24 protein-coding genes and 2 pseudogenes are annotated in these 25470 nt (G+C 72.7%); 19 read left to right on the forward strand and 7 right to left on the reverse strand.

Annotation, left to right across the window (positions count from 1 at the left end; translation table 11 throughout):
* Nucleotides 1-2: 2 nt before the first annotated feature.
* Nucleotides 3-1799: an IlvD/Edd family dehydratase gene (locus WBK50_RS09975; RefSeq protein WP_341335317.1), complete on the forward strand. Its 1797-nt coding sequence runs from the start codon at nt 3-5 to the stop codon at nt 1797-1799.
* A gap of 25 nt (nt 1800-1824) precedes the next feature.
* Here the strand turns inward: WBK50_RS09975 and WBK50_RS09980 are convergent, their stop codons facing one another.
* Nucleotides 1825-2808, reverse strand: a complete 984-nt coding sequence (locus WBK50_RS09980) for a LysR family transcriptional regulator (RefSeq protein WP_341335318.1) — start codon at nt 2806-2808, stop codon at nt 1825-1827.
* Between the two features lie 316 nt (nt 2809-3124).
* Here WBK50_RS09980 and WBK50_RS09985 point away from each other — a divergent pair, with 316 nt between their 5' ends.
* From WBK50_RS09985 to WBK50_RS10010, 6 genes are all read left to right on the forward strand, one after another.
* A complete protein-coding gene (locus WBK50_RS09985; RefSeq protein WP_341335319.1) occupies nt 3125-4165 on the forward strand; it encodes a zinc-dependent alcohol dehydrogenase in 1041 nt (346 codons plus the stop codon).
* Between the two features lie 69 nt (nt 4166-4234).
* Nucleotides 4235-5638 (forward strand): Nramp family divalent metal transporter, encoded by a 1404-nt coding sequence (locus WBK50_RS09990; protein ID WP_341335320.1) that lies wholly within the window; start codon nt 4235-4237, stop codon nt 5636-5638.
* A 190-nt stretch (nt 5639-5828) separates the two neighbouring features.
* Nucleotides 5829-6641, forward strand: coding sequence for an IclR family transcriptional regulator (locus WBK50_RS09995; protein WP_341335321.1), 813 nt, complete (start codon nt 5829-5831; stop codon nt 6639-6641).
* Entirely contained in the window at nt 6638-7306 is a 669-nt protein-coding gene (locus WBK50_RS10000; RefSeq protein WP_341335322.1) for a bifunctional 4-hydroxy-2-oxoglutarate aldolase/2-dehydro-3-deoxy-phosphogluconate aldolase, read from the forward strand. The genes WBK50_RS09995 and WBK50_RS10000 overlap by 4 nt, the downstream gene beginning before the upstream one ends.
* Nucleotides 7303-8427 carry a sugar kinase gene (locus WBK50_RS10005; protein ID WP_341335323.1) on the forward strand — a complete coding sequence of 375 codons (1125 nt, stop codon included), beginning with the start codon at nt 7303-7305 and terminating at the stop codon, nt 8425-8427. The genes WBK50_RS10000 and WBK50_RS10005 overlap by 4 nt, the downstream gene beginning before the upstream one ends.
* Complete coding sequence (locus tag WBK50_RS10010; protein ID WP_341335324.1) at nt 8339-9778, forward strand: Nramp family divalent metal transporter; 1440 nt, start codon at nt 8339-8341, stop codon at nt 9776-9778. The genes WBK50_RS10005 and WBK50_RS10010 overlap by 89 nt, the downstream gene beginning before the upstream one ends.
* Nucleotides 9779-9830: 52 nt before the next feature.
* On the opposite strand, the gene WBK50_RS10015 is transcribed toward WBK50_RS10010, so the two are convergent.
* The 3 genes from WBK50_RS10015 to WBK50_RS10025 form a co-directional block, all read right to left on the reverse strand.
* Nucleotides 9831-11228, reverse strand: a complete 1398-nt coding sequence (locus WBK50_RS10015; RefSeq protein WP_341335325.1) for an FAD-binding oxidoreductase — start codon at nt 11226-11228, stop codon at nt 9831-9833.
* Nucleotides 11229-11415: 187 nt separating this feature from the next.
* The gene (locus WBK50_RS10020; RefSeq protein WP_341335326.1) at nt 11416-12153 is read right to left on the reverse strand and encodes a GntR family transcriptional regulator; all 738 of its coding nucleotides are present in this window, start codon (nt 12151-12153) and stop codon (nt 11416-11418) included.
* A 201-nt stretch (nt 12154-12354) separates the two neighbouring features.
* Nucleotides 12355-13170 (reverse strand): alpha/beta hydrolase, encoded by an 816-nt coding sequence (locus tag WBK50_RS10025; RefSeq protein ID WP_341335327.1) that lies wholly within the window; start codon nt 13168-13170, stop codon nt 12355-12357.
* 167 nt (nt 13171-13337) lie between these two features.
* Here WBK50_RS10025 and larE point away from each other — a divergent pair.
* The 3 genes and pseudogenes from larE to larC all read left to right on the forward strand — a co-directional run.
* Nucleotides 13338-14120, forward strand: a pseudogene (gene larE, locus WBK50_RS10030) (ATP-dependent sacrificial sulfur transferase LarE); the annotation flags it as partial.
* A 70-nt stretch (nt 14121-14190) separates the two neighbouring features.
* A complete protein-coding gene (gene larB / locus WBK50_RS10035; RefSeq protein WP_341339350.1) occupies nt 14191-14880 on the forward strand; it encodes a nickel pincer cofactor biosynthesis protein LarB in 690 nt (229 codons plus the stop codon).
* Nucleotides 14877-16064: a nickel pincer cofactor biosynthesis protein LarC gene (gene larC / locus WBK50_RS10040; RefSeq protein WP_341339351.1), complete on the forward strand. Its 1188-nt coding sequence runs from the start codon at nt 14877-14879 to the stop codon at nt 16062-16064. The genes larB and larC overlap by 4 nt, the downstream gene beginning before the upstream one ends.
* Here the strand turns inward: larC and WBK50_RS10045 are convergent.
* Nucleotides 16020-16430 carry an OsmC family protein gene (locus WBK50_RS10045; RefSeq protein ID WP_341335328.1) on the reverse strand — a complete coding sequence of 137 codons (411 nt, stop codon included), beginning with the start codon at nt 16428-16430 and terminating at the stop codon, nt 16020-16022. The genes larC and WBK50_RS10045 overlap by 45 nt on opposite strands.
* A 98-nt stretch (nt 16431-16528) precedes the next feature.
* On the opposite strand from WBK50_RS10045, the gene WBK50_RS10050 reads away from it, so the two are divergent.
* Genes WBK50_RS10050 through argH form a run of 6 tightly spaced genes read left to right on the forward strand, consistent with a single transcriptional unit; the run spans nt 16529 to nt 22535 of the window.
* A complete protein-coding gene (locus WBK50_RS10050; protein ID WP_341335329.1) occupies nt 16529-16879 on the forward strand; it encodes a hypothetical protein in 351 nt (116 codons plus the stop codon).
* Between the two features lie 56 nt (nt 16880-16935).
* Nucleotides 16936-17715 (forward strand): phosphosulfolactate synthase, encoded by a 780-nt coding sequence (locus WBK50_RS10055; RefSeq protein WP_341335330.1) that lies wholly within the window; start codon nt 16936-16938, stop codon nt 17713-17715.
* Entirely contained in the window at nt 17715-18641 is a 927-nt protein-coding gene (locus WBK50_RS10060) for a DUF7714 family protein (protein ID WP_341335331.1), read from the forward strand. The genes WBK50_RS10055 and WBK50_RS10060 overlap by 1 nt, the downstream gene beginning before the upstream one ends.
* The gene (locus tag WBK50_RS10065) at nt 18626-19984 is read left to right on the forward strand and encodes a class-II fumarase/aspartase family protein (protein ID WP_341335332.1); all 1359 of its coding nucleotides are present in this window, start codon (nt 18626-18628) and stop codon (nt 19982-19984) included. Before WBK50_RS10060 ends, WBK50_RS10065 begins: the two co-directional genes overlap by 16 nt.
* Nucleotides 19981-20991 carry a 1-aminocyclopropane-1-carboxylate deaminase/D-cysteine desulfhydrase gene (locus WBK50_RS10070; RefSeq protein WP_341335333.1) on the forward strand — a complete coding sequence of 337 codons (1011 nt, stop codon included), beginning with the start codon at nt 19981-19983 and terminating at the stop codon, nt 20989-20991. The genes WBK50_RS10065 and WBK50_RS10070 overlap by 4 nt, the downstream gene beginning before the upstream one ends.
* On the forward strand, nt 20988-22535 hold the full coding sequence (argH, locus tag WBK50_RS10075; protein ID WP_341335334.1) for an argininosuccinate lyase: 1548 nt from the start codon (nt 20988-20990) through the stop codon (nt 22533-22535). The genes WBK50_RS10070 and argH overlap by 4 nt, the downstream gene beginning before the upstream one ends.
* On the opposite strand, the gene WBK50_RS10080 is transcribed toward argH, so the two are convergent.
* Complete coding sequence (locus WBK50_RS10080; protein ID WP_341335335.1) at nt 22516-22917, reverse strand: cupin domain-containing protein; 402 nt, start codon at nt 22915-22917, stop codon at nt 22516-22518. The genes argH and WBK50_RS10080 overlap by 20 nt on opposite strands.
* Before the next feature lie 41 nt (nt 22918-22958).
* A pseudogene (locus WBK50_RS35045) lies at nt 22959-23129 on the reverse strand (hypothetical protein); the annotation flags it as partial.
* A 114-nt stretch (nt 23130-23243) separates the two neighbouring features.
* On the opposite strand from WBK50_RS35045, the gene WBK50_RS10085 reads away from it, so the two are divergent.
* From WBK50_RS10085 to WBK50_RS10095, 3 genes are read left to right on the forward strand one after another with little or no spacing between them, the layout of a single operon-like run.
* On the forward strand, nt 23244-24629 hold the full coding sequence (locus WBK50_RS10085; protein WP_341335336.1) for an FAD-dependent oxidoreductase: 1386 nt from the start codon (nt 23244-23246) through the stop codon (nt 24627-24629).
* Between the two features lie 4 nt (nt 24630-24633).
* Nucleotides 24634-24906, forward strand: coding sequence for a hypothetical protein (locus WBK50_RS10090; RefSeq protein WP_341335337.1), 273 nt, complete (start codon nt 24634-24636; stop codon nt 24904-24906).
* 38 nt (nt 24907-24944) lie between these two features.
* Nucleotides 24945-25430 carry an MSMEG_0572/Sll0783 family nitrogen starvation response protein gene (locus WBK50_RS10095; RefSeq protein WP_341335338.1) on the forward strand — a complete coding sequence of 162 codons (486 nt, stop codon included), beginning with the start codon at nt 24945-24947 and terminating at the stop codon, nt 25428-25430.
* Nucleotides 25431-25470 lie beyond the last annotated feature (40 nt).

The following is a 25470-nucleotide window of genomic DNA, read 5'->3' on the forward strand; positions in this document are numbered from 1 at the left end:
GCATGACCAGCGACCAGCCACGCCGACTCCGCAGCCAGGCGTGGTTCGACAACCCGGAGAACCCGGGGATGACAGCCCTGTACATCGAGCGGTACATGAACTGGGGCCTGACCAGGGAGGAGCTGCAGTCCGGCAAGCCGATCATCGGGATCGCGCAGACGGGCTCGGACCTCTCCCCGTGCAACCGTCACCACCTCGTGCTGGCCGATCGCGTACGCGAGGGCGTCCGGGAGAGGGGCGCCATCGCCGTCGAGTTCCCGGTGCACCCGATCCAGGAGACCGGCAAGCGACCCACCGCCGCCCTCGACCGCAACCTCGCCTACCTGGGCCTGGTGGAGGTGCTCTACGGCTACCCGCTCGACGGCGTGGTGTTGACCACCGGCTGCGACAAGACGACCCCGGCCTGCCTCATGGCGGCGGCCACGGTGAACATCCCCGCGATCGTGCTGTCCGGCGGCCCGATGCTGAACGGCTGGTACAACGGCGAGCGTGCGGGCTCCGGCACGATCGTCTGGAAGGCCAGGGAGCTGCTGGCCACCGGTGAGATCGACGAGGCCGCCTTCGTGGAGATGGTGGCCTCCTCGGCCCCGTCGCCGGGGCACTGCAACACGATGGGCACCGCGTCCACGATGAACGCCCTCGCCGAGTCGCTCGGCATGAGCCTGCCCGGCTGCTCCGCGATCCCGGCGCCGCACCGCGACCGCGCGCGGATGGCGTACCGGACCGGCAGGCGGATCGTCGAGATGGTGCACGAGGACCTCAAGCCGTCCGACATCCTCACCCGCGAGGCGTTCGAGAACGCGATTGTGGTCAACTCCGCGATCGGCGGCTCGACCAACGCCCCCATCCACATCACCGCGATCGCGCGGCACGCCGGCGTGCCGCTGGAGATGGAGGACTGGGAGACCATCGGGCTCACCGTCCCGCTGATCGTCGATCTGCAGCCGGCCGGCAAGTACCTCGGCGAGGAGTTCCACCGGGCGGGCGGGGTGCCCGGGGTGGTGAACGAGCTGATGGCGCACGGTCTCATCCGTGAGGACGCGCCCACGGTGAACGGCCGCACGATCGGCGAGAACTGTCGCAACACGGTCGCCACCGACCGCGACGTGATCCGGACCTTCGACGACGCACTGGTCGGCGACGCCGGCTTCCTCGTGCTGAGCGGCAACCTGTTCGACTGCGCGATCATGAAGACCAGCGTGATCTCTGCGGAGTTCCGCGAGCGCTACCTCTCCGACCCGGAGCACCCCGACGTGCTCGAAGGCCGGGCAATCGTCTTCGACGGGCCGGAGGACTACCACTCCCGCATCGAGGACCCCGACCTGAAGATCGACGAGGACTGCCTGCTGTTCGTCCGCGGCACCGGCCCGCTCGGCTACCCGGGCGCGGCGGAGGTGGTGAACATGCAGCCCCCGGCGGAGCTGATCAAGCGCGGCGTGCACACACTGCCGTGCATCGGCGACGGCCGCCAGTCCGGCACGTCGGGCTCGCCGTCGATCCTCAACGCCTCCCCGGAGGCCGCCGCGGGCGGCGGGCTGGCGTTGTTGCAGACCGGCGACACGGTCCGCATCGACCTCGTGGCCGGCACCGCCGACGTCCTCGTGCCCGAGGAGGAGCTCGCGGAGCGCAGGCGAAAGCTCGACGAGGCCGGTGGCTATCCGGTACCCCCGTCGCAGACCCCGTGGCAGGAGATCCAGCGCTCCATGGTCGACCAGCTGAGCGGCGGCATGGTGCTGAAGCCCGCCGTGGCCTACCAACGCGTGGCGCAGAGCATGGGGTTGCCGCGCGACAACCACTGAAGGCCGCGGACCCGGCTCGCGCCGGCTAACCCCCTGGCCGGTGGGGGCTACCCGGTCGGGCGTGATGCTGATGCGCCCTGCGGCACGGCACCGTGCCTCGCGGGGGCGGCGTGGCGAGGATCGCCTCCAGCAGCGCGTGCGCGGCCCGCGGCGTGTCGCGATGCGGATTCCAGAACACCGCGGCCGTCCGGCCGTCGGCGGGGGTGCCGACCTCGGTGACCACCACGCCGGCGGTGTCGGACACGCTCATGGCGAGGGCGTTGGTGATCCCGACGCCGAGCCCGACGCGCACGAAGTTCACCAGCGTCTGCGGCTGGTCGGTCTGCCAGGCGATCCGTGTCGCCGTCCCCAGCTGCTTGAGCGCCACGTGGGCCTCGTACAGCACGTCGCGGCCGATCGAGCCGCCGATCGTGACGAGGGGGTGCGCGACCAGCTCGGACAGCGACAGCGGTGCGGGCAGCTCGGCGAGCGGGTGGTCCGGCGGGAAGACGGCGACGAGCGGTTCCCGCCACAGCGCCCGGAACGCGAGCCCGTCGGTGTGGTCGTGCGGCGCGAGCGGGCGCAGCGCCAGGTGGAGCTCGCCGCACTCGAGGGCCCCGGAGAGGTCGAGGGTGGGACGCTCGGACAGGTCGATGCTGACGTGCGGGTGGCGCGCCGTGAACGTGCTCAGCACCTCGGGCACGAAGGCGGCGCTGGCACTGGGATAGCTGCCCAGCACCACGTGGCCCCTGACCACGCCCAGGACGGCGTCGACCTCCGCCTGCCCGCGGCCGAGCTCGGCCAGGACCGCGCGGGCGTGCGGCAGGAAGGCCTCGCCGACGTCGGTCAGCACGACGGGCCGGTGCGTGCGGTCGAACAGGCGCGCGCCGAGGGCCTGCTCCAGCGAGGCGACGTGCGAGCTGACGCGGGACTGCGACCGGTGGACGCTGTCGGCGGCGGCGCTGAACCCGCCGCTGTCGACGACGGCGACGAAGGTCTCCAGCCAGTCGAGGTTGTCGACGCGTCCCACGCGTTGTTCCTCCAGGGCGGCCGGTGAGCGCTCACAGCCGCGCTGACGTTATCCGTTCCGCGGATAGACAGTAGCCGCAAGTGGCAATTGACCCAATCGGCTTCCCCTGCACATCATCGGGCACGGACCGTCACCGCCGACCGGAGTAGTCACCGATGTCGCCGACCCGCCGCAGTCGCCTCGCCGGCCTCTCCGTTCGAGGAGAACTTCAAGCAGTTCCCCACCCGGCCGATCAGCGCGGCTCTGATGGTCGCCACGCTGCTCGTCCCGGTCCATCCATTGCTCAGGGGCATCCGTCCGGAAAAGGGGAGCGCCGATGCGCGTACTGGTCTGGAACGGTCCGTGGGACCTGACCATCGGCAGCCGTGAAGATCCGGAGCCCGGCCCGGGCGACGTCCTCATCACGGTGGCGGCCACCGGGATCTGCGGCTCCGACGTGCACGGCTTCACCGGCGAGAACGGGCGGCGCAAACCCGGGCAGGTGATGGGCCACGAGACGGTGGGCCACGTCGCCGCGGTCGGGGCGGGCGTCGAGGGGCTGCGGCCCGGCGACGTGGTGACGGTCAACCCGCTGATCGCCTGCGGCCGCTGCGCCGCGTGTGCCGCCGGCGCCGAGCAGAGCTGCCAGGACCGGCGCGTGATCGGGGTGAACGCGGAGATCGTGTCCGCGTTCGCCGAGACGCTCCTCGCGCCCGCGAGCAACGTGATGGTGCTGCCCGAGACCATGCCACTGGAGTACGGCGCGCTGGTGGAGCCGCTGTCCGTCGGCTACCACGCCGCCCGCCGCGGCGGCTGCTCCGCGGCGGACGCGGTGCTCGTCGTGGGCGGTGGACCGATCGGCCAGGCCTGCGTGCTCGCCGCGCGACGGTCGGGCGCCACGCACGTGGTCGTCAGCGAGCCGAACCCGCACCGCCGCGCCCTGGCGGGCTCCCTCGGCGCCGTGGCGGTGGACCCCGGGTCCGACGGCGCCGTCACCGACGCCCTCGGCGGGCGCGCGACGCTGGTGCTGGACGCCGTCGGCTCCACCGCGTCCATCGAAGCCGCAGCGGCGTCCAGCGGCTTCGGAGCGCGGATCGTGCTCGTCGGCATGAACGCGCCCCGCATCGACCTGCCGGCGTACGCCGTGAGCACCGAGGAGCGCACGCTCATCGGCAGCTTCTGCTACTCCGCGCAGGACTTCCGGGAGACGGCCGAGTGGGTCGGCCGGGCACCCGGGGTGCTGGAGCATCTGGTCGACGGGCGGGTGGACATGGCGGGAGCGGCCGAGGCGTTCACGGCGCTGGCCGCCGGCACGTCGGGGAAGAGCAAGGTGCTGGTGTTCCCGCACGGCCTTCCGGCGGAGGTGGACGGCCGCTGACGCTGCCCGACGGGGCGGACCACGATCGAAGAAGAGATCAGATCAGTGCCGACGGCAAAGGAGCCGTGGATGTCCGAGACCACCGGTGTCGACCGGACCGACCCATACACCCTGACACCGGAGGGCATCAAGGAGCCGCCGGTGGGATGGAGGGCCAGCTTCCGGTACCTCGGTCCTGGACTGATCCTGAGCGCGTCCATCGTGGGCTCGGGCGAGCTGATCGTGACCACCACGCTGGGCGCCCAGGCCGGCTTCGCGCTGCTCTGGCTCGTCGTCTTCAGCACCTTCGTGAAGGTGGCCGTGCAGGTCGAGCTGGCGCGGTGGACCATCGCCACCGGGCAGCCCGCGCTCACCGGGTACAACAGGGTGCCGCCCAGGATCGGGCGGCTCGGCTGGGTGAACGTGCTGTGGATGCTGCTGGCGCTGTCCAAGTTGCTGCAGGTCGGCGGCATCATCGGCGGCACGGCGGTGGCGTTCAGCTTCCTGCTGCCGATCGGCGGTGACCCGCTCGGCTTCACGTCCCTGCTGGTCTGGACGTCGGTGCTCGCCCTCGGCAGCATCGCGATGCTGTACTCGAACCGGTACTCGCTGATCGAGCGCGGCGCGGTGGTCCTCGTCGTGGTCTTCACGACCGTCACCGTCCTCATCGCTCTCGGCCTGCCGCTCACGCCGTTCGCGTACGGCGCGGGGGACGTGGCCAGCGGCCTGACATTCCTGATCCCGGCCGGGGCGCTCGGCGCGGCGGTCGCGATGTTCGGCATCACCGGCGTGGGCGCCGACGAGATCACCTTCTACACCTACTGGTGCATCGAGAAGGGCTACGCGCGCTGGGCGGGCCCGAACGACGGCAGCGACGCGTGGGTCCGCCGGGCCAACGGCTGGATCCGGGTGATGTACAAGGACGCCCTCGTCTCGTGGGTCATCTACACGTTCGGCACGCTGGCGTTCTACCTCATGGGCGCCGCGGTGCTGCACCCCCAGGGCCTCGTCCCCGAGGGCAACGGGATGATCACGACGCTGTCCCGCATCTACACCGACACGCTGGGCGAGTGGGCGAGCGTCGTCTTCCTGATCGGCGCGATCGCGGTCCTCGGCTCGACGATGTGGGCCGCGATCCCCAGCTGGTCACGGATGTACGTGAACCTGCTGGCCACCTTGGGCGTGCTGGACTGGCAGGACCCGGTGGCACGGCTGCGCTGGATCCGCGTCTTCACCGTGGTGCTGCCGCTCCTGTGGGCCGTCTGCTACCTCACCATCCAGTCGCCGGTGATCATGGTCCAGATCGGCGGCGTCATGACCGGGGTGTTCCTCGTGGCGGCGGTGATCGCGGTCTGGTACCTGCGCCGGGTGGACACCGACCCGCGGCTCTACGGCGGGCGCCTGTTCAACGTGCTGCTCGTCGTCAGCAGCGTCGCGATCGGGCTGCTCGGGGTCTACTCACTCCTGCAGGCGTTCGGAGTGGAGATCGGCTGAGCCTGCTCGATCGTACGCGGCCACCGGCCGGCGCAGCACGGGCTGCGCGGCGACCGTGGAGCGGCGGTCGACACTTGTGACGGTGGGGAATGCGGCGCATGATGACGTACCAGTGCACAACGCTGTACTGCATTGCAAAATGGCGGTACCGGCCGGAGCCGTCCAAGATCCTGTGGCAAGGGGTGCACCTGTGCCTTCCGCAGCACCGCGCAACTCGTCGAGCTCACTGCGCCGGGCCCTGGACCTCATCGGCGTCGTCGCGGCGCACCACGGCGAGGGCGGTTGCACGCTCAGCCAGTTGGCCGCCGCCGCCGGGATCTCGAAGAGCACCGTGCTGCGGCTGAGGGCGCCGCTGCTCGAGTACGGCTATGTGGAGGTCGAGCCGGTCTCCGGTCGGCATCGGCTGGGTGCGGCACTCGCCCGCCTCGGCAGCACCTACCTCGACGGGCTCGACCTGCGGGCGACTGCCGCCGACCTCCTCCGTGAACTGGCCCAGGAGACCGCCGAGACCGTGCACCTGCTGGTCCCGGAGGGGGTGTCGATGGTCTACGTCGACAAGGTGGAGGCGCCGCGGCCGGTGCGTATGGCGTCCCGGGTCGGTGCCCGGCAGCCGATGTACAGCACCGCCAGCGGGCTGGCCTACCTCGCCTCGGCCGGCGAGGACGTGTTCGAGGCCGTCGTCGCGGCCGGACTGACTCCACGCACACCGCAGACCCCCACGACCGCCGCCGCTCTGCGCTCGGCGGTCCAGCTGGCCCGCCGGCGCGGGTTCGGGGTGGACGACGTCGCCAACGAGGCGCACATCCGAGGAGTGGCTGCCGTCGTCGTCGATGCCACCGGCGGGCCGGTCGCGGCCATCAGCGTCGTGGGCCCCGACTACAGCCTGACCGCCGACCGGGTCGACGTGCTCGGGAAACGCGCGATGGCGGCCGCCCACGCCGTCTCCGCACGCCTCGGCGCCCCCGTCCGTCCGGCTCCCGATCGAGAGGACCGCACACCGTGAGCGACCACCCCGCCACCCTCCAGCCGGCTCGCGTCCCCATGAGCGAGCAGCTGGTGACGACCCGCCTCGTCGCCATCCTCCGCGGCGAGAACGCCGCCCGCGCGGAAGCCGTCGTCGACACCCTGGTGGACAACGGCATCCGCTGCCTCGAGCTGACCCTGACCACGCGCGGGGCCCTGGAGACCGTCGAACGCCTCGCGGCGCGGATGCCCGACGGCATCGAGCTCGGGATGGGCACCGTGCTCAGCGCGGACGACGTCGACCGTGCAGCCGACGCCGGCGCCTGCTTCGTCGTCTCACCGACGGTGGCCGTACCGGTCATCGAGGCAGCCCTCCGCCGCGGGATCGCGAGCTACCCCGGCGCGCTGACCCCGACCGAGATCCACACCGCGTGGAGCGCGGGAGCGAGCGCGGTGAAGCTGTTCCCCGCCGGGTCGCTCGGACCCGGTCACCTCAAGGCGGTGCGGGCCCCGCTGCCCGACATCCCGCTGGTGCCCACCGGCGGGATCGGCATCGACACGGTGGAGTCCTGGTTGGACGCGGGTGCCCACGCCGTCGGTCTGGGTGGCCCCCTGATCGGTGACGCGCTGGCCCCCGACGGCGATCTGTCCGCCCTGGCGGTCCGAGCGCGGGCCGTGTGTGCCGCGGCGGCAGGGCAGCGGTGAGCGTGACCGCCGGCGGGCTGGTCACCCTCGGGGAGACGCTCGGATTGCTCGTCGCCGAGGACGTCGGGCCGCTCCCGTTGGTTCGTGGGATGCGGCTGAGCATGGGCGGAGCGGAGTCGAACGTCGCCATCGGGGTGTCCCGGCTCGGGGTGCCGGCGACCTGGATCGGTCGCCTGGGCCGCGACTCGGTCGGCGACCTGATCGAACGCCACCTGATGGCCGAGCGGGTGCACTGCCTGGTCCGGCGGGACGCTGCACCCACCGCGCTGATGCTGCGCGAGCGCCGCACCGCGACCGCATCGCTCGTGTCCTACTACCGGCACGGCAGCGCAGGTTCGCATCTGTGTCCGGAGGACCTGCCCGACGATGTCATCGAGCAGGCCGGGGTCCTGCACCTGACCGGGATCACCCCGGCGCTCGGACCCGGGCCGGCCGCTGCGGTCCGGGAGGCGATGCGGCGGGCCCGGGCGGCAGGCGTCCCGGTGTCGGTCGACCTCAACTTCCGTTCCCGGCTCTGGGACGCCGCCACCGCGGCCCCCGTGTTCCGGGAGCTGGCTGCGGGCGCGGACATGCTGTTCGCGAGCGACGACGAGGCGCGGATCGCACTCGGGATCCAGGACCCTGCCGGGGCCACGTCCGAGGAGCTCGCCGTGGCTCTCGGCGGGCTCGGCCCGACCGAGGTCGTGGTGAAGAGGGGCCGCCACGGCGCCACCGCCCGAATCGACGGCGCCGAGATCGACGTGCCCGCCGTACCGGTGGACGCGGTGGACACCGTCGGAGCAGGCGACGCCTTCGTCGCGGGCTACCTCGCTTCCCGGCTCACCGGCCGCGATGCCCACGAGCGTCTGTCCACCGCGGCGCTGACCGGAGCGTTCGCAGTCACCGTCCCCGGCGATTGGGAGGCCTCCCCCGACCACATGAGATGTCCCTGCTCGTCGCGGAGGAGAACGTCCAGCGCTGAGGACCACGGGCAACCGCGGCGCCGGCACCGTTCGGCCCCGGCCTCCTCCAACTCCCAAGAGAGGCACTCCGATGACCAGTACGGATCGCAACGACGCGGTCTCCTCCGATCCCTCGCAGAACTTCCCGGTGAAGTACCTGCCTCGACCCCAGGTCCGTGACCTGCCCTCACCGCCGCTGCGTCAGTGGCGCTACGTCGGGCCCGGCATCGTCGCCGCCGGCGTGGGCCTGGCCAGCGGGGAGTTCATCCTCTTCCCCTACATCGCGTCCCAGGTCGGCCTGACCTTCGTCTGGGCGGCGCTGCTCGGCCTGATCACCCAGTACTTCCTGAACATGGAGATCGAGCGGTACACCCTGGCCACGGGGGAGACGGCCGTCACCGGCTTCAGCCGGCTGTGGAAGCACTGGGGCCTGGTGTTCGCGATCCTGGCCTACTTCGCCAACATCTGGCCGGCCTGGGCGACCAGCTCCGCCACGCTGGTCACCTACGCGTTCGGCGGGAACGCCGCGGTCATCGCCGTGGTGATCCTCGTCCTGGTCGGGCTCATCCTCACGCTGGCCCCGATCGTCTACAACGCGCTCGAGAAGGCCCAGATGGTCAAGGTGGCCGCGATCGTGTTGTTGATCGTCGTCGGTGCGCTCGTCGCGATCGGCCCGGCCTGGGCGGACACGCCGCAGATCCTCACCCGGCCCGGGTTCCCCGTCGCCGAGCTCGGGTTCGCCCTGCTGATGGGCGCACTGGCGTTCGCCGGTGCCGGCGGCGGTCAGAACCTGGTGCAGAGCAACTGGATCCGGGACAAGGGCTTCGGCATGGGCCACTACCTCCCGAAGATCGTCTCACCGCTGACGGGCGAGGCGGAGGCCCGGGGCCGGGTCGGGTTCGTCTTCCCGCCGACGGAACAGAACCTCGCGCACTGGCGGGGATGGTGGCGCTTCGCGAACAGGGAGCAACTGCTCACGTTCGTGCTGATCTCGTTCGTGTCGATCGTGTTCATGTCGCTGCTGGCCTACGCGACGGTCTTCGGCAACGGGTCCGTGACCAACGACATCTCGTTCCTCCAGGTGGAGGGGCGGGTCCTGATGGGCAGCGTGGGCACCTGGTTCGGCTACTTCTTCTGGATAATCGGTGCGGTGGCGCTGTTCACGGCGGCACTGGGCATCGTGGACTACACCAGCCGCCTGGCCGCCGACGTGCTGAAGACCATGTACTTCCCCGGCGCCTCGGAGAGCAAGCTCTACGCAGGCCTCGTGTGGGGCCTGGTGATCATTGGGATCCTCGTCATCTCGGTCGGCTTCTCCCAGCCCCTGGCGCTGGCGGTCATCTCCGCCTGCACCGGCGGGACGATGATGTTCATCTACTCGGGGCTGCTGATCGCGATCAACCGCAAGATGCTGCCGAAGCCCATCCGCATCGGTGGGTTCAGGGCCGCTGCCCTGATCTGGTCGTTCCTGCTCTTCGGGGTCCTCGCCGTGCTCACCGTGCAGCAGCAGATCGGCAAACTGCTCGGCTGACCGCGGCCCCGACCGCCCCCCGCCGCCACCTGCGGGGGGCTGTCGTCCGGCGTCAGCGCTGCTCGGTCAGGACCTTTCCCGGGTTGAGGATGCCCAGCGGGTCGAAGACGGCCTTGATGTCGCGGTGGATCCGGGTGCTCAGTTCGCCCAGCTCGGTGGCGAGCCAGTCGCGCTTGAGGACGCCCACCCCGTGCTCGCCGGTGATCGTCCCGTCCAGTGCCAGGCCGAGCTCCATGATCGCGTCGAAGGCCCGGTGCGCCCGCTCGACGGCGGCGGGGTCGCCGCGGTCGAAGATCACCGTTGGATGCATGTTGCCGTCGCCGACGTGGCCGGGGCACGAGACCAGCACGCGGTGCTCCGCGGCGATCGCCTCGATCCCGTCGAGCAGCTCGACCAGCCGGGAGCGCGGGACGGCCACGTCGTCCACGAGGGTGGCGCCCAGCTTCTCGATCGCGAAGTGCACCAGTCGGCGGGCCTCCATGAGCATCGCCGACTCGGTGGCGTCCGAGGCGACGGCCACGTCCAGCGCCCCGGCGTCGTCGCAGATCCGGCCCATCGCCGCGACGTCGTCGGCGGCCCGCGGGCCCCGGTCGGACTGGGCCAGCACGAGCGCCTCCACACCGGCCGGCAGCCCCATGTCCCGGTAGTCCTGGATGGCGCGCACCGTGAGGCCGTCGAGGAACTCGCACATCGACGGCTGCAGCCCGGCTGCCATGATCCGGGTGACGGCGGTGAGCGCGTCGGCGACGGAGCCGAACGCCGCGGCGATCGTCAGGGCGGCCTCCGGGGCGGGGCGCAGCCCCAGCGTCGCCTTCGTGATGACGCCGAGGGTGCCCTCGGACCCCACGAGCAGCCGGGTGAGGTCGTAGCCGGCCACGCCCTTGGCCGTGCGGCGCCCGGTGCGCAGCAGCTCCCCGCTCGCGGTGACCACCTCGAGGCCGCGGACGAAGTCGGCGGTGACCCCGTACTTCACGCAGCACAGCCCGCCCGCGTTGGTCGCCAGGTTGCCGCCGATCGTCGACAGCTCCCAGGACGACGGGTCCGGCGGGTAGTACAGGCCCTGTTCCAGCACGGCGCGCGACAGCACGGCGTTGAGCACGCCGGGTTCGACCACGGCGACCTGGTCGACCGGGTCGACGTCGAGGATGCGGTCCATCCGGGTCAGCGACAGCACGATCCCACCCTCGATCGCGTTGGCCGCGCCGGAGAGCCCGGACCGCGCTCCCTGCGGAACCACCGGCACCCGATGCGCGGAAGCCACCCGCAGCACGTGCTGCACCTCTTCGGTGGACGTCGGCCGCACCACCGCCAGCGGCGACCCGGACGCGCAAAAGGCGGCTTCGTCGTGGCGGTAGGCCTCGGTGCTCGCCGGGTCGGTGAGCACGGCCTCGGTGTGAAGGCCCGCGGCGAGCTCGGAGAGCACGGTCCGGTCGGACGTGGGGTCAGCCACGGCGAGCCCCTCCCGTCACCAGTGCCGCGGCACTGCTGAAATCACCGTCGAGGTCATCACTCATGGCGTCTCCTCCAAGCAGGGCCGTCCGGGTGCCGGGAACGGGCCCGCGACGACTCATGGATCTCGGCCCCACCGCCCGGCGGGCCGACGGCGTGGCGGGCGACGACGAGGCGCCGCAATCTCGTCACGGCTGTCCCCCTTCGATCGCGCGCTCGCGGTAGAGCGGGCGCAACCGCTCGTGGTAGGCGAGCTCGAGGTGCTCGCGCATCGCCCGCTCCGCGGCCGCGGCGTCCCCGGCCAGGATCGCCGCGGTGACCCGCCGGTGCTCGGCGAGGGTCTTCGGGCCGATGCCGCGGTCGTAGTAGAGCCGGAAGATGTGCAGGTGGCAGTGCGTCCGTTCGAACGCCTGCCGTACCTGATCGCTGCCGGCGAGCTCGGCCACCAGAAGGTGGAAGCGGGTGTCGTGCGCAGCGAGGGCCTTGTAGGCGTCATAGCTGTCCGAGTCCGGGGCGTCGCAGGAGTTCATCTCCGCCGCGAGCCGCTCCCGACCGGCGGGGTCGGCCCGTTCCGCGGCGCGGCCCGCCGCCCACGGCTCGATGAGCAGCCGGAACGCGTAGAGGTCGTCGAGCTGCGGGAGCGTGAGCAGCGCCGTCGTCCGGTACCCGCGCAGCGGCTCCTTGACCACGAGCTCGGCGGATTCGAGCCGGGCCAGCGCCTCCCGCACCGGCGTGGGGGAGACCCTCAGCTGCCGGGCCAGCCCGTCGATCGAGACCCGGGCGCCGGGTTCGATGGAGTGGTCCATGATCAGCGTCTTGACGGCCTCGTGGACGTCGTCGGCGAGTACCGGCCGGCGAGGCAGTCGGGCCACGGTGGCCGGGCCCCGGTCTGCGCCGTGCGTCGATCCGCTCGCAGGGCCCCTCATCGCCCGTCCTCCTCGCGTTCGGCCGCCGTCGGTCCGCACCCCTTGGTCGGTGCCGCCCGCTCTCCGATCACCGTTACCTGCACCGGATCCTATAGGATTTTCTCTCCGTTTCCTCGTCCTCGGGCACTGTCACCGGTGGAGGCCGGCAGGCGAACGCCGCCACCGCGGAGTCGGTCGGGTCGCGGGACCGGGAGCTCCGGGTCAACCGGTCCCGGCCCGCGCTGCCGCGTCGACGACCGCCGGCCCATGGCCGAGGTCGGGGTCGTTGTGTCGGGCGCCGGGGACCTCGACATAGGGCGCTCCTGCCGCCGCGGCGACCGCGCGGCTGCGGGTCGGCGGCACGATCTCGTCTGCGCTGCCGGCCACGACGATCACCGGCGCGGACACCGAGCCGACGGTGTCCTCGATCGGGAAGCGGTCCCGCAGTAGGGCTCGCACCGGCAGATACGGATAGTGGGTTGCGGCGACGTCGGCGAGGGAGGTGAACGGGCTGCGCAGCACCAGGGCGCCCACCGGCCGTTCGAGGGCGAGCCGGGTCGCGACAGCGGCGCCGAGGCTCTCCCCGAGCAGCACCAGCCTCCGCGGGTCCACGCCCCGCTCGGCGGTGAGGTGGTGGTGGGCCGCGCGGGCGTCGGCGGCCAGCCCCTCCTCCGTCGGCGTACCGGGGTTGCCGCCGTAGCCCCGGTAGTCGAGGAGGAGCACGTCGAGGCCTGCGGCGGTGAGGGCGCGCGCGAGTGGGACCCGCGCGGCCCGGTTGCCCGCGTTGCCGGGCAGCACCAACACCGTGGCGCCGGTCGCGGGTGCGGAGGCGGGGGCGGGGGCGTGCCACGCTGTCAGGTCGAGCCCGTCCTCGGTGTGCAGGAGCACGGCGGATCCGCCGGGGAACACCTGTGCCGATGCGGCCGCGGGCGGCCCTGAGGGCAGGTAGACCAGCCGCCGCTGGAAGGTCCAGGCCAGGGTGAGGAGCAGGACGGCGAGCAGGGTCAGCCCGGCGAGGACGCGCACGGCGGTGGACACCCGGGCAGTCTGCAACCCCCCCGGGCCCGCAACAACGAGCGTGGCGGGTGAGGCCTCCCCGCGTGGATGCGCGGGGACGATCGCGGCCCACCCGGGACTGGCCGGTGGGTACGAGATACTCCGTCCGCCGCGAATTCACTATGGTGAACGCCGATCGAGGGAGTGGCATGCCGGACAACGAACGTCCTGTGGACCTGCTGGTGAACGCCCTGCGCGCCCGGATCGCCCAGGAGAACCAGGTGATCGTCGCTTTCTCGGGCGGAGCGGACTCGGCCCTGCTGGCGGCGGTCGCGGGCGAGGTCCTCGGCGAACGGGCGGTGGCGGTCACCGCGGTCTCGGCGAGCCTGCCGGTCGCCGAGCGGGCTGCGGCGCGCGCGTTCGCCCGGCAGCGGGGGCTCGCGCACGTCGAGGTCTGCACGGACGAACTGGACCGGCCGGACTACGTCGCGAACCGCGGGGATCGCTGCTTCCACTGCAAGAGTGCGCTGTTCGACGCGCTGGCCCCGATGGTCGCGCTCTCCGGGGCCGTCGTCGCCCTCGGCACGAACACCGACGACCTCGGTGACCACCGCCCCGGGCAGCAGGCGGCGGCGGAGCGGGGCGCGATCATGCCCATGGTCGACGTGGGGCTGAGCAAGGCCGACGTCCGGCGGATCAGCGCCGCGCTCGGCCTCGTCACGTCGGACAAGCCGGCCGCGGCCTGCCTGTCCTCCCGGATCGCCTACGGGGACCCGGTGACCCGGGAAGCGTTGGCGCGCATCGAATCCGCCGAGGCGGCGCTGCACCGGCTGGGCTTCCCGGTGTGCCGGGTGCGCGCGCACGCGGCGGGCACCGTGGCCCGGGTCGAACTGCCGGTGGAGGACCTCGCCCGCGCGACGGCGCTCGGAGCCGAGATCGACGGCGCGGTCCGCGGCGCGGGGTTCGACTTCTGCGCGCTGGACCTGCAGGGCTTCCGGAGCGGCCGGATGAACGTGCTGCTCGGCCTGCCCCCGTCCCCGGGGCACCCGTCCCCGCAGCGAGGTGACCGGCACGGACGGGACGGGTCCGGGGTTCGACGATCTCGGGTACGCCCGGCCCGACGTCGGCCGCGAGGAGCGGCTCGGCGTCCCCGAGGTCGTCTACGGACCGGGCAAGACGGTCGAACACGTGGTGGGCGTCGTCCGAAGCCTGCTGGCTGCCAACACCGGTCCGGTCCTCGTCACCAGGATCGAGCCCGGCGACGCGGCGGCCGTCGCAGCGCAGATCCCCGACGGGCGGTACGACGCGGAGGCTCGGCTGCTGATCTGGCGGCCCGCACCGACGGGGACGTTCCGCCTCGTCGTCGTCACCGCCGGCACTTCCGACGCACCGGTGGCCGCCGAGGCCGGCGCCGTGGCGTCGGCACTGGGGCTGATCGTCCACCGGATCTCCGACGTCGGGGTCGCCGGCCTGCACCGATTGCTCGCGGTCCGACCCGAGCTGGCGGCCGCGGACGCGTTGATCTGCGTCGCCGGGATGGAGGGCGCGCTGCCCAGCGTGGTCGCGGGCCTCGTCGCCTGCCCGGTGATCGCGGTGCCCACATCGGTCGGGTACGGCGCCAGCTTCGAGGGGGTCACCCCGCTTCTGACCATGCTCTCGTCGTGCTCGGCCGGGATCACCGTCGTGAACATCGACTCCGGCTTCGGGGCGGCGATGGCGGCGCGGCGGATCGCCGGGACGGCCGCTCGATGATCCTGTGGCTCAACCCCTTCAGCGGGATCTCCGGGGACATGTTCCTCGGTGCCCTGCTCGATCTCGGGGCGCCGGTCGACGAGGTGCGCGAGGCGGTCGCCGCCACCGGGCTCACGGGCTGGCAGCTCGATGTCGAGCAGGTCTCCCGCGGCGCGCTGACCGCCGCGCGGGCACGGGTCCGCGTCACGGACACGGCCACGGAACGCTCCGCGGCGGCGCTGCTGGAGATGGTCGGACGCGCCCGGCCCACACCCGTCGCGGCGTTGGCCACCCGGGCCGTCCGCGCGATCGCCGACGTCGAGGGACGGCTGCACGGCGTCCCGGTGGCGGACGTCCACCTGCACGAGATCGGCGGCACGGACACCGTGGTGGACACGGTCGGGGTGGCCGCGGCGCTGCACCTGCTCGGTGTCCGGGAGGTGCACTGCGGGCCGCTGGCGATCGGCGCGGGGACGATCTCCGGGAGCCACGGTGTCCTCCCGCTGCCGGCCCCCGCCACGGCGGCGCTGCTGGCCGCGGCCGAGGCGCCGATCGAGCCGAGCGACGCGGCAGGGGAGACGGTCACGCCGACGGGGGCGGCGCTGCTGCTCGCCGCCGGGGCACGGTTCGGCCCCGTCCCGGCCATGACGCTCGGCGGGGTCGGGTACGGCGCAGGCGGCCGGGACGTCCCCGGACGGCCGAACGTACTGCAGGCCCTGCTCGGCCGCGGCGCGGAGGCAGGGACCGCCGCGCCGATGGTCCTGCTCGAGACCAACGTGGACGACGTCACCGGCGAGACCCTGGGCCACCTGCTGGACGGCTTGCTGGCTGCCGGGGCCGCGGACGCCTGGATCACCCCGATCGTGATGAAGAAGTCCCGGCCCGCGCACACGGTGCACGTCCTCGTGGCGCCCGACCGGGTGGTCGAGAGTGAGCGGCTGGTGCTGGCCGAGACCGGCAGCCTCGGGATGCGTCGCAGTCCGGTCGACCGGCTCGCACTGCCCCGGAGGACGTCCACGGTGGAGGTCGACGGGCACCCGATCCGGATGAAATGGGGGCCGTGGGGCGGCAAACCCGAGCACGACGACGTGGCGGCCGCAGCCCGCGCGCTGGGGGTCCCGCTGCGGGAGATGGCCGAGCGCGCCCGGCGTGCCGCCGGTTCAGTGACTCCGAGCCCCGACGACGATCTCGATCTCCGGCGGTGACGCGAGCGTTCGGGTGACGTAGCAGACCCGTTGCGCCGCGGTGATCAGCTCGGTCAGCGCCTCGTCCCGGGGCTCCGCCGCGTGCACGGTGATCCGGAAGGCGTCGAACCGTGGGCCGTCGTAGTGTCCGGTGACGTCCACCTCGAGGCCGGTCAGCGTCACGTCGCGCTTGCGTGCGGTGTAGGCCAGCGCGAGTGTGAAGCACGACGCGATCGCCGCCAGCAGCAGTTCCGTGGGCTGTGGTCCGGTCCCGCCGCCGCCCGCGGACGCCGGCTCGTCCGCCTCGATCTCGAAGCCGCCCGCCGACACGACGGCGCGGAGCCCGCCCTCCCATCGGGCCTGCACGCTGTTCTCCGTCGATCCCATACCGTTCTCCCTGCTGGTTCATCCGGTGCAACGGCTGTGCAACCGGGAGGCGCAATAGTGCGCTGAATCACCTGTCCGCCTGTTCGAGGGAGCTGTCAATGACGACCATGGCCCCGCCCCCGCTGCACCTGCTGACCTGCCGTGACACCTGCCCGTCCGCCTCGGTGTCCGCGGAGCACCACCGTCGGCTGCTCACCGTGGACACCGACCCGGACGAGATGCTCGCCCTGATCGAGCTCGCCGTGACCTGGCACGAACTGGACTACTCCGGGATCCCGGTCGTCGGGCCGGCGGAGTGGCTGACCTTTGCCGAGCGCCACGTGTGGAGCCGCCCCGAGCGCGCCGAGATGGTGTTCGGCCTCGCCGTCGACATCGTCGGTCGTGGTGCGGCCGGCCCGCCGCCGGCGCGGCGAGGGGCGAGCGCGATCGCCGAGTTCGGCCGTCGGTGACACCCTCACGTTTCCGATAGTAGAGGGATATCTACTTTACGATCTAGGGTGGTGCCGTGCCGGAACCCGACTTCCTCGATCTGCCGCACCGCAGGGCCAAGCCCCGGGCGGTGGGGCTGACCCATGTGATCGATCCGGGCGCCGGGCCCGCGGTCGTCACGGACCTGCTGGACTCCGCGGCGGCGCACATCGACATCTGGAAGATCGGGTGGGGCACGGCCTACGTCGACGCCACGCTCGCCACCAAGCTCGCGCTCGTCACCGGTCACGAGATCGCCGTCTGCCTCGGGGGCACCCTGCTCGAGATCGCGTGGGCCCAGGGCCGGGCCGAGGACTGCCTGGCCTGGGCCCGCGACTCGGGGTTCGACCGGGTCGAGGTGTCCCGCGGCACCGTCGCGATGACGCCGCAGGAGAAGCGCGAGCTGATCCGGCGGGCCGCCCGGGACTTCACGGTCCTCGCCGAGGTCGGCGAGAAGGCGCCGGGGGAGCAGAACGCGGCCCGGTACTGGCCCGGCGAATGCCTCGCGGACCTCGACGCGGGTGCTTCGCTCGTCGTCACGGAGGGGCGGCAGAGCGGCACCGTCGGGACGTTCGACCACACCGGGCGCGTCCGTGCGGACGTCGTCGAGGCGGTGGTCGCGGCCGTCGGTGTGGAGCGCGTGGTCTTCGAGGCGCCGAAGGCGAGCCAGCAGGCCTGGTTCATCCGCCGGTTCGGTCCGGAGGTCAACCTCGGCAACGTCGCGCTGTCCGACGTGCTGTCGGTGGAGACGCTTCGGCTCGGCCTCCGCTCGGACACCGCGGTGGCGACGCGGCGGGACACGGCCGAGACGGCGTGATGAGGTCCGGACCCAACCTCGTCCCGAACCGGTACCGCGGCGTCTCCGTCGCGACGGTCCCCGCCGACGTCCCGCTGGACGAGGAGGGTCTGCGCGGGTACCTGCTCGGCCGCGACGCCTACCGGCGCACCCGGTTCGTCGTCTGCCGCCGGGACCCCGCCGTCCCGGGCCCGACCGCATTGGTACACGTCAGCCGCGCGTCGGACACGGAGCTGTTCTCGCCGGTCGTCGGCGTCGAGCTGCTGGCCGGGCCCGAGCGGTGCACCTATGTGGTCGAACCCGAGGCGGACACGGGCATCCCGTCCGTGCTCGCCGCGGTCGCCCGGGACCGGGCCCCGGCCTCCTTCGCGGTGGTCGTCCAGGGTCGGTACGAGCACGTCAACTTCATCGTGGACCCGCAGCCGTTGCGCCTCGTCGTCCGCGAGGTGGTGCCGCCCGAGCCGGCCAAGCTGGCGGACCAGGTCCGCCGGATCATCGCCGTCACAGAGACCCTGCCGCCGATCGAGGTGGTGCCGGAGCTGACCCGCCTCGCGGACCTGGCCGAGCTGTCCGGGAACCCGCCGGGGGCGCACTACCTGCTGCCGTGCCGGGGCGCCGGGGGAGAGGTGCCGGGGTCCCCGGTGTCCTACCTGGACGAACACCCCGAGCGTGCGGACTGGACGCTGCTGGGCTGCGAGCGGTCGCGGATGATCCATCACTGGTTCTACGGCGAGGACCCGCCGCGCGTGGACTTCTGCCCCAAAGAGGCGGTGCTCGCCGGCGGCCGGCCGGCCGACCTCACCCTCACCAAGTGCTGCCTGCAGGAGGAGCACGTGGACGCCGGCGACGGCTGGGTGTGCGTGCCGTGGGGCTCGTCGCTCGACCACATCCGCGAGGCGCTCGCCCGGCTGGTCGCGCAGGAGGAGCCCGCGTGGCAACCCGTCTGAGCTCCTCCGGCCTCTACTCCCACCTGTGGGGGACCGCCGAGTCCGCCGCGCTCTTCGACGAGCGCGCCATGATCCAGTCCTGGCTCGACGTCCTGGCGGCCCTCGCCCGGGCGCAGGCCGCACTCGGCATCGTGCCCGCCGGGTCGGCGGACGCCGTCACCGCCGGTGCCCGCGTCGAGGCCCTCGACCTGGACTACGTGGCCGAGCAGACCCGGATCACCTCGCACTCCACCCTCGGCCTGATCCGGGGGCTGCTCCGGGTGCTGCCGGAGGAGGTGCGCGAGCACGTCTACGTGGGCGCCACCGTGCAGGACGTGACGGACACCTGGTTCGGCCTCGTGATGCGCGACGTCGGCCGGATCGTGTGGCGGGACCTGCGGGCCTGCGAGGCGCGGCTGCTGGAGCTCGCCGCCGAGCACCGCGGCACGGTGATGGCCGGCCGCACGCACGGCCAGCCCGGCGCGCCGATCACCTTCGGGTTCAAGGTCGCAAGCTGGGCGGACGAGGTGCGCCGCCACCTCGACCGGCTCCGCGACGGCCGGGAACGCTGGGTCGTCGGCCAGCTCGGGGGCGCGGTCGGCGCGCTGGCGTTCTTCGGTGCCGACGGTCCCGAGCTGCGCCGCCGGTTCTGTGCCGAGGTGGGGCTCGCGGACCCCGGCATCTCCTGGCTCACCTCGCGGGACCGGATCGCGGAGTTCGGAACGGTACTGGCGATGGTCTGCGGCACCCTGGCCCGGATCGGCACGGAGGTCTACGAACTCGCGCGACCCGAGATCGGCGAGCTCGCGGAGGCCGCCCCGCCCGGCGCGGTCAGCAGCATCACCATGCCGCACAAGCGGAACCCGGAGGGCAGCGAGCACCTGGACACCCTCGCCAGGCTGGCCCGCTCGTCGTCGGCGGTACTGGTCGAGGGCATGGTCGCCGGGCACGAGCGCGACGGGCGGGCCTGGAAGGCCGAGTGGATCGCGCTGCCCGAGGTCTGCCAGCTCACGCTGGTCGCGCTGCAGCTCGGCCGCGGCCTGCTCGACGGGCTGGAGGTCCGGCCCGAGGCGATGGCCCGCACGGTCGACCGGTTCGGTCCGGCCCTGGCCTCGGAGCGCGTGCTGGCGGGGCTCGCCGCGCGGATCGGCAAGCACCGTGCCCAGCAGGCCCTGCACGAGATCCTCCGGGACGAGGGTTCGCCGGACCTGGCCGAGGCGCTGGCGGCGCGCGGGCTGGCCACCGTCGAGGACGTGCGGCGGTGGGGAACCGGCGCCGCGGTGGACGCGGCGGCCGGGATGGTGGACACCGTGTTGGCGCGGGCGCACGCCGCCCGCGCCGCGGAGTCCGAGGTGTGGGCATGACGGATCTGCCTCGATTCCCCCTGGCCGTCCTCCCGACACCGTTGGTAGGCGCACCGCGGCTGGAGCGTGCCCTGGGCTGTGGTCCGCTGCTGGTCAAGCGGGACGACCTGATCGGCTTCGGTGCGGCGGGGAACAAGACCCGCCCGCTCGAGTACCTGCTGGGCGCGGCGCGCGCGCAGGGCGCGGACGTCCTGGTCACCGGCGGGGGCCCCGGCTCGAACTTCTGTCCCGCCGCCGCGCTCGCGGCGCGGGCCGCCGGGCTCGACTGCGAGCTGGTGGTGTGGGGAGATCCGGCCGGTGCGCCGAACCTGGCCCTCGCCGTCGCGGCGGGGGCCACGCTGCGCCCGACCGGCGGGACGGACCGCGCGGCCGTCGACGAGCTGGTGGCGAAGCGTGCCGCCGCGCTGGCCGGGGAGGGCCGGCAGCCGTACGCGGTGCCCCGGGGCGGCTCGACGGACCTCGGCGCCGTCGGGTTCGCGAGGGCCGCCGCGGAACTCGCCGAGCAGCTCCGTGCGCTGGCCGCCCGGCCGGCGGCGATCGTTCTCCCCGTCGGCTCCGGCGGCAGCGTCGCCGGGCTGCTCGCCGGGCTCGCGCCGGTGTTGCCGGAGGTACCCGTCGTGGGGGTCTCGGTGAGCCGCCCCCTCGGCGAGGTGGGCCGCCACGTCCTCGACCTCGCCGGGGGCTGCGCGCGGCTGCTCGGTGGCCCGGCACCGCGGCCGGGGCAGCTCCGGCTGGTCGACGGCCGGGGTGCGGGCTTCGGCACGGCCTCGCCACAGGAGCGGGACCGGGCCCGGCTCGCGCTGCACACCGAGGGCTACCTGCTCGACACGACCTACGGCGCGGAGGCGTTCGCGGTGGCGGCCGACCTCGCGCTCGAGCGCCCCGACGGGCCGGTCGTGTGGTGGCACACCGGCGGCCAGATCCCGGCCGCGGCCTCGCTGCTCGCCACCTCGCTCACGGCCGGGCCGATCGCGGCCGGGGCCCCCACAGGAGAGGAAGGTCCATGACGGGCAGTACCGGAACGGGACGCCGTCGGCGGTCGGAGGGGTTCCCGCAGACCGGCCCCGCGCAGGAGCTGATCGAGTCCGGCTTCGCCCTGGAGAACGCGGACGCGGGCTTCCTGCACCGCGGGCTGAACCTGGCCGACGTCGCGCACGTGCTCGATCTCGCCCGCCGCGGGATCGTGCCGCCCGAGGCCGAGCGTGCGCTGCTCGCGTTGCTGCTCGACGTCGTCGAGATCCCTGCGGAGGACTTCGACTACGACCCGAGCTACGGCGAGCCGTACAACTCACGCGAGCGCTACTTCGTCTCCCGCATCGGAGACGTCGCGGGGTGGCTGCACGCGGGCCGGCCGCGGCGGGAGGCGGCCCGGGTGGCGCTGCGCCTGCACCTGCGCCGGCAGCTGACCGAGTTGGTCGAGGAGGCCGTCGGGTTCGCCTCGGACGCGGTCGACCGGGCCGAGGAGCACGCGGCGACACTCCTGCCGGACCAGACCTACCTGCAGCAGGCCCAGCCGTCGACGTTCGGGCACTACCTGCTCTCGTTCGTCTACTCCACCGTGCGCGACGCCCGACGGCTGCTCGACGAGCTCGACCGGCTGAACACCAGCCCCGGTGGTGCGGGCTGCGTCAACGGCACCCGGCTGCTGGAGGACCGGGACCCGATCGCCGCGGCGCTGGGGTTCGACGGCGTCATCCCGCACACCCGGGACGCGATGTGGCAGGTCGACGGGCTGATCCACATCCTGGCCACGGTGGCGAGCCTGCTGTCGAACTTCTCGAAGCTGGCGGAGGACCTGGAGATCTTCTCCTCCAGCGAGTTCGACTTCGTGGATCTCGCGGACGCCTACAGCCGCTCCAGCATCCTGATGCCACAGAAGCGCAACCCGTACGCGCTGGCGATCGTGCGGGGGGCGTCGGGGGTGGTCATCGGGCGGCTCACCGGCTTCCTCGCGGTGACGAAGAGCCCGTCCGCCCGCAGCGACAACCTGATCTTCGCCTACGGCGAGGTGCCGCGGGCGCTGGACCTGAGCCTGCAGATCACCCGGCTGATGGCCGGGTTGACCCGGACGCTGCGGGTCAACCCGGACCGGATGCGGGAGGAGCTGGACCGGGGCTACACCCAGGCCACGGATCTGGCCGAGCACCTCGTGCAGCGGCTCGGCGTGGACTACCGGACGGCGTACGTCGTCGTGGGCAACACCGTCCGGGCGGCCAGCCGGGGCGGCGTCCCCGGCACCGCGATCACCGGCGCGATGATCGACGAGGCGGCGCTCGCCCACACCGGCGGAACCTGGGGGCTCGCAGGGACGGACCTGGCCGACATCCTGGACCCGCGGCAGATCGTCGCCTCCCGGCGGGCCGAGGGGGGCGCGGCACCGGAGGCGCTGGCGGCCATGGTCGCGGACCTCCGCGGCACGCTCGGCGCGCTGGCGGGCGAGGCCGTCGCCCGCAGCGAGGCCTTCGACCGGTCCGAGCAGGCCCTGCTGGACAGGGCGCGCGACGTGGTCTCGGAGGTGGGTGCGGCGGGTGTCAGGGCTCCGGGACCGTGACGGTGATCAGCTCGGCGACCGTCCGGCCGCCGTTGGTGAAGCGGTGGTCGTGGCGGGTGGGGAAGTGCAGGGCCTCGCCGGCGCCGACGTCGTGGGTCTCGTCCGCGACGACCACGGCGACGCACCCGGACAGCACGACCAGCAGGCACTCCCCGGGCCGTCGCGCGGGCCGGTGCTCGGCGCCGGGGGCGAGACGCAGGACGGTGCCGGTGCTGCGGAAGCGCTCGGCCGGCCCCGTGAGGGTCACCGGCTCGGCCGAGTCCACGCCACGCCAGCGGGTGCGGACACCCAGCGGACCGGCCTCGGAGTCCTCCACGAAATGCCGGATCGGCACCTCGAGCGCTCCGGCGATCTTGAGCAGGGTGGTGACCGTCGGGACCATGTCCCCCGCTCCACCTTGTGCACGGACGCCGCCGACACGTCCGCGGCGTGCGCGAGCTGCTGCAGCGTGAGTCCGCGTTCGCGGCGGAGCGCCCGGACCTTGGGTCCGATGGCGTCGACCACGAGCTCCCAGCCCGCCTGCGTCCCGTCCCGCGTCTCCACGGGGGCTCGTCCGCCCGCAGTGGTGGCGGACGAGCGGGCGGAAGTGGGCATCACGGTCTCCTCAGGTGTTTGACAGGACACGCCCGTTGAGTATGGTAAAAATCAATATCGGATAGTAAACGTAGGTTGGGTCGACCCAGCCTAGACCGGGAAGAGGGCTCCGACGTGTCAGCACGGTCGACAGGACGACGTAGGACGGTCGTCATCGGAGGCGGAGCCGCGGGGCTCGGGTCGGCCGGCGGGGTCAAGGCCTCCGATCCGGATGCCGAAGTCGTCGTCTACACCCAGTTCGAGGACGTCGCCTACAGCCCGTGCGGGATCCCCTACGTGCACGGCGGGGAGATCGAGAGCTTCGACAAGCTGATCCTGGCCGGCAAGCAGGCCTACGTCGACGCCGGGATCGACGTCCGGTACGAGACCGAGGTGACGGCGATCGACACCGGCGCCCGGACCGTCACGGTCGCCGGCGAGGGCACGGTCGGCTACGACAACCTGATTATCGCCACCGGGTTCGACTACGCCGACCCGGGCGTCCCCGGAGGGGACCTCGGCGGCCTCTACTACGTCAAGAACATCCGCCGGGCCGCGGAGTGGGACAAGGTCATCGAGGAGACGAAGCGGGCGGTCGTCGTCGAGGCGGGGCCGCTGGGTCTGGAGATGGTCACGGCGCTCGCCCACCGGGGCGTCGAGACGCACCTGATCGACCCCAACCCGTACGCGCTCGCGATGATGGCGGACCAGGACATCATGGCGCCCGTCGAGGAGTCGTGGCGCGAGCTCGGGGTGCACCTGCACTTCAACACGACGCTCGAGGCGTTCCTCGGCGACGCGGACGGCCAGGTCCGGGCCGTGGCGACGTCCACCGGCGAGATCGCCGCCGAGCTCGTCGTCGTCGCCACGCACAAGACGCCCAACAACACCCTGGCCGCCGCGGCCGGGCTCAAGCTGGGCTCGACCGGAGGCATCGTCGTCGACGAGCGGATGGCCACCTCGGCACCGAACGTCTGGGCCGCGGGCGACGCGGTCGAGATCCCGCACGGCCTGACCCGCACCCCCCTGCAGGGGCTGACCGGATCGCACGCCTACGCCCAGGGCAAGACCGCCGGGACGAACGCCGGGGGCGGGAACCGCGCCTACCGGGCCGTCTACGTCCCGTGGGGCACGCCGGCCGGCAAGTGGGTCATCGGTGGGGCGTCGTTCGGCGAGGCCACGGCGACCGCGCTCGGCATCCCGTACGTGCTCGGGGTGGCCGAGGGCATCTCGCGGGCGCGCTACTACCCGGGCGTCAAGAAGGTCAAGGTCAAGCTGCTCGCCGAACCCGGCACGCTGCGGCTCATCGGCGCCCAGATGATCGGCGGCGGCGAGGGCATCAAGGAGCGCGCGGACTTCCTCGCCCAGGCGATCCGGTTCGGCATGACGCTGCACGACCTCTCGACGATGGAGAACGTCTACTCGCCCGCGATCGGCGCGCTCAACGAGCCGATCGTGGTGGCCGCGACCAACGGGGTCGCCGAGGCCGCGAAGACGAAGACCTCGAAGTCGGGGAGCTGAGCCCATGGCCTCCTCCTCCGCCGGGTTCTTCGGCTGGCTCCGCCGCAACTCCGAGCACTACCTGCTGATCGCCGCGCACGAGAAGCTCGCGCGGCGTGACGGCACGCCGGGTCCGCGCCCGCCGAAGGGTCTCGTGGAGATCTTCTGGCGCCGGGTCTTCGCGCCGGTCTACGGCGTCCTGCCGTGGCCGGTGCGCAGCCGGATCATGCAGGCCATGCCCGGCAGCCACCGCAAGACGTGGGCACCGCCGCCGCGCTCCCAGGGCCCGGCCGTCTGACCCTCGACCGTCACCACCACTGAAACTAGGAGGGCCACGTGGCTCAGATCATCGGTGAGCGCGCACATACGGGCGACGCGATCGTCGACTACGAGCACAAGATGTTCGACGACATCCAGGCCAACGAGGGCGAGAAGGCCTACATCTTCATGCACACCGTGCCCTACGAGGGCTCGGTCGGCCTGGTCAACATGCTCACCTGCACCCGGATCAACCGGAAGGGCTTCGACACCACGCTCGTGCTCTACGGCCCCGGCGTGCAGATGGCCTCGGCCACCCGCGGTTTCCCGACCGTCGGCGCCGAGGCCTTCCCCGGGCACATGGCCTACAACAACCAGTTGCAGACCTTCATGAAGGAGGGCGGGAAGGTCCTCGCCTGCCGCTTCGCCATGGCCGCGCTCTACGGCATGCGCGAGACGGACCTGATCGAGGGTGTCCAGGCCATCCACCCGCTCGACGTCCTGGACTGCACGCTCACAGCCCGTCGCGAAGGCGCGCTCGTCATGCAGACCTGGACGCTCTGACACACCCGGCCGAGCGGGGTGGGGCACGCTCGCCCCACCC

It is taken from the genome of Pseudonocardia sp. T1-2H (assembly GCF_038039215.1).
In the GTDB taxonomy this organism is placed as follows: Bacteria; Actinomycetota; Actinomycetes; order Mycobacteriales; family Pseudonocardiaceae; genus Pseudonocardia.

What these genes read in the sequence shown, in the direction of transcription:
- WBK50_RS09990 (WP_341335320.1), top strand. Translation starts at nt 4,235, where the DNA reads ATGTCCGAGACCACCGGTGTCGACCGGACCGACCCATACACCCTGACA.
- WBK50_RS10090 (WP_341335337.1), top strand. Translation starts at nt 24,634, where the DNA reads ATGGCCTCCTCCTCCGCCGGGTTCTTCGGCTGGCTCCGCCGCAACTCC.
- WBK50_RS10045 (WP_341335328.1), bottom strand. Translation starts at nt 16,430, where the DNA reads ATGGGATCGACGGAGAACAGCGTGCAGGCCCGATGGGAGGGCGGGCTC.
- argH (WP_341335334.1), top strand. Translation starts at nt 20,988, where the DNA reads ATGACGGGCAGTACCGGAACGGGACGCCGTCGGCGGTCGGAGGGGTTC.
- WBK50_RS10080 (WP_341335335.1), bottom strand. Translation starts at nt 22,917, where the DNA reads ATGGTCCCGACGGTCACCACCCTGCTCAAGATCGCCGGAGCGCTCGAG.
- WBK50_RS09985 (WP_341335319.1), top strand. Translation starts at nt 3,125, where the DNA reads ATGCGCGTACTGGTCTGGAACGGTCCGTGGGACCTGACCATCGGCAGC.
- WBK50_RS10060 (WP_341335331.1), top strand. Translation starts at nt 17,715, where the DNA reads ATGAGGTCCGGACCCAACCTCGTCCCGAACCGGTACCGCGGCGTCTCC.
- WBK50_RS10070 (WP_341335333.1), top strand. Translation starts at nt 19,981, where the DNA reads ATGACGGATCTGCCTCGATTCCCCCTGGCCGTCCTCCCGACACCGTTG.
- WBK50_RS10050 (WP_341335329.1), top strand. Translation starts at nt 16,529, where the DNA reads ATGACGACCATGGCCCCGCCCCCGCTGCACCTGCTGACCTGCCGTGAC.
- WBK50_RS09975 (WP_341335317.1), top strand. Translation starts at nt 3, where the DNA reads ATGACCAGCGACCAGCCACGCCGACTCCGCAGCCAGGCGTGGTTCGAC.
- WBK50_RS10010 (WP_341335324.1), top strand. Translation starts at nt 8,339, where the DNA reads ATGACCAGTACGGATCGCAACGACGCGGTCTCCTCCGATCCCTCGCAG.
- WBK50_RS10020 (WP_341335326.1), bottom strand. Translation starts at nt 12,153, where the DNA reads ATGAGGGGCCCTGCGAGCGGATCGACGCACGGCGCAGACCGGGGCCCG.
- larC (WP_341339351.1), top strand. Translation starts at nt 14,877, where the DNA reads ATGATCCTGTGGCTCAACCCCTTCAGCGGGATCTCCGGGGACATGTTC.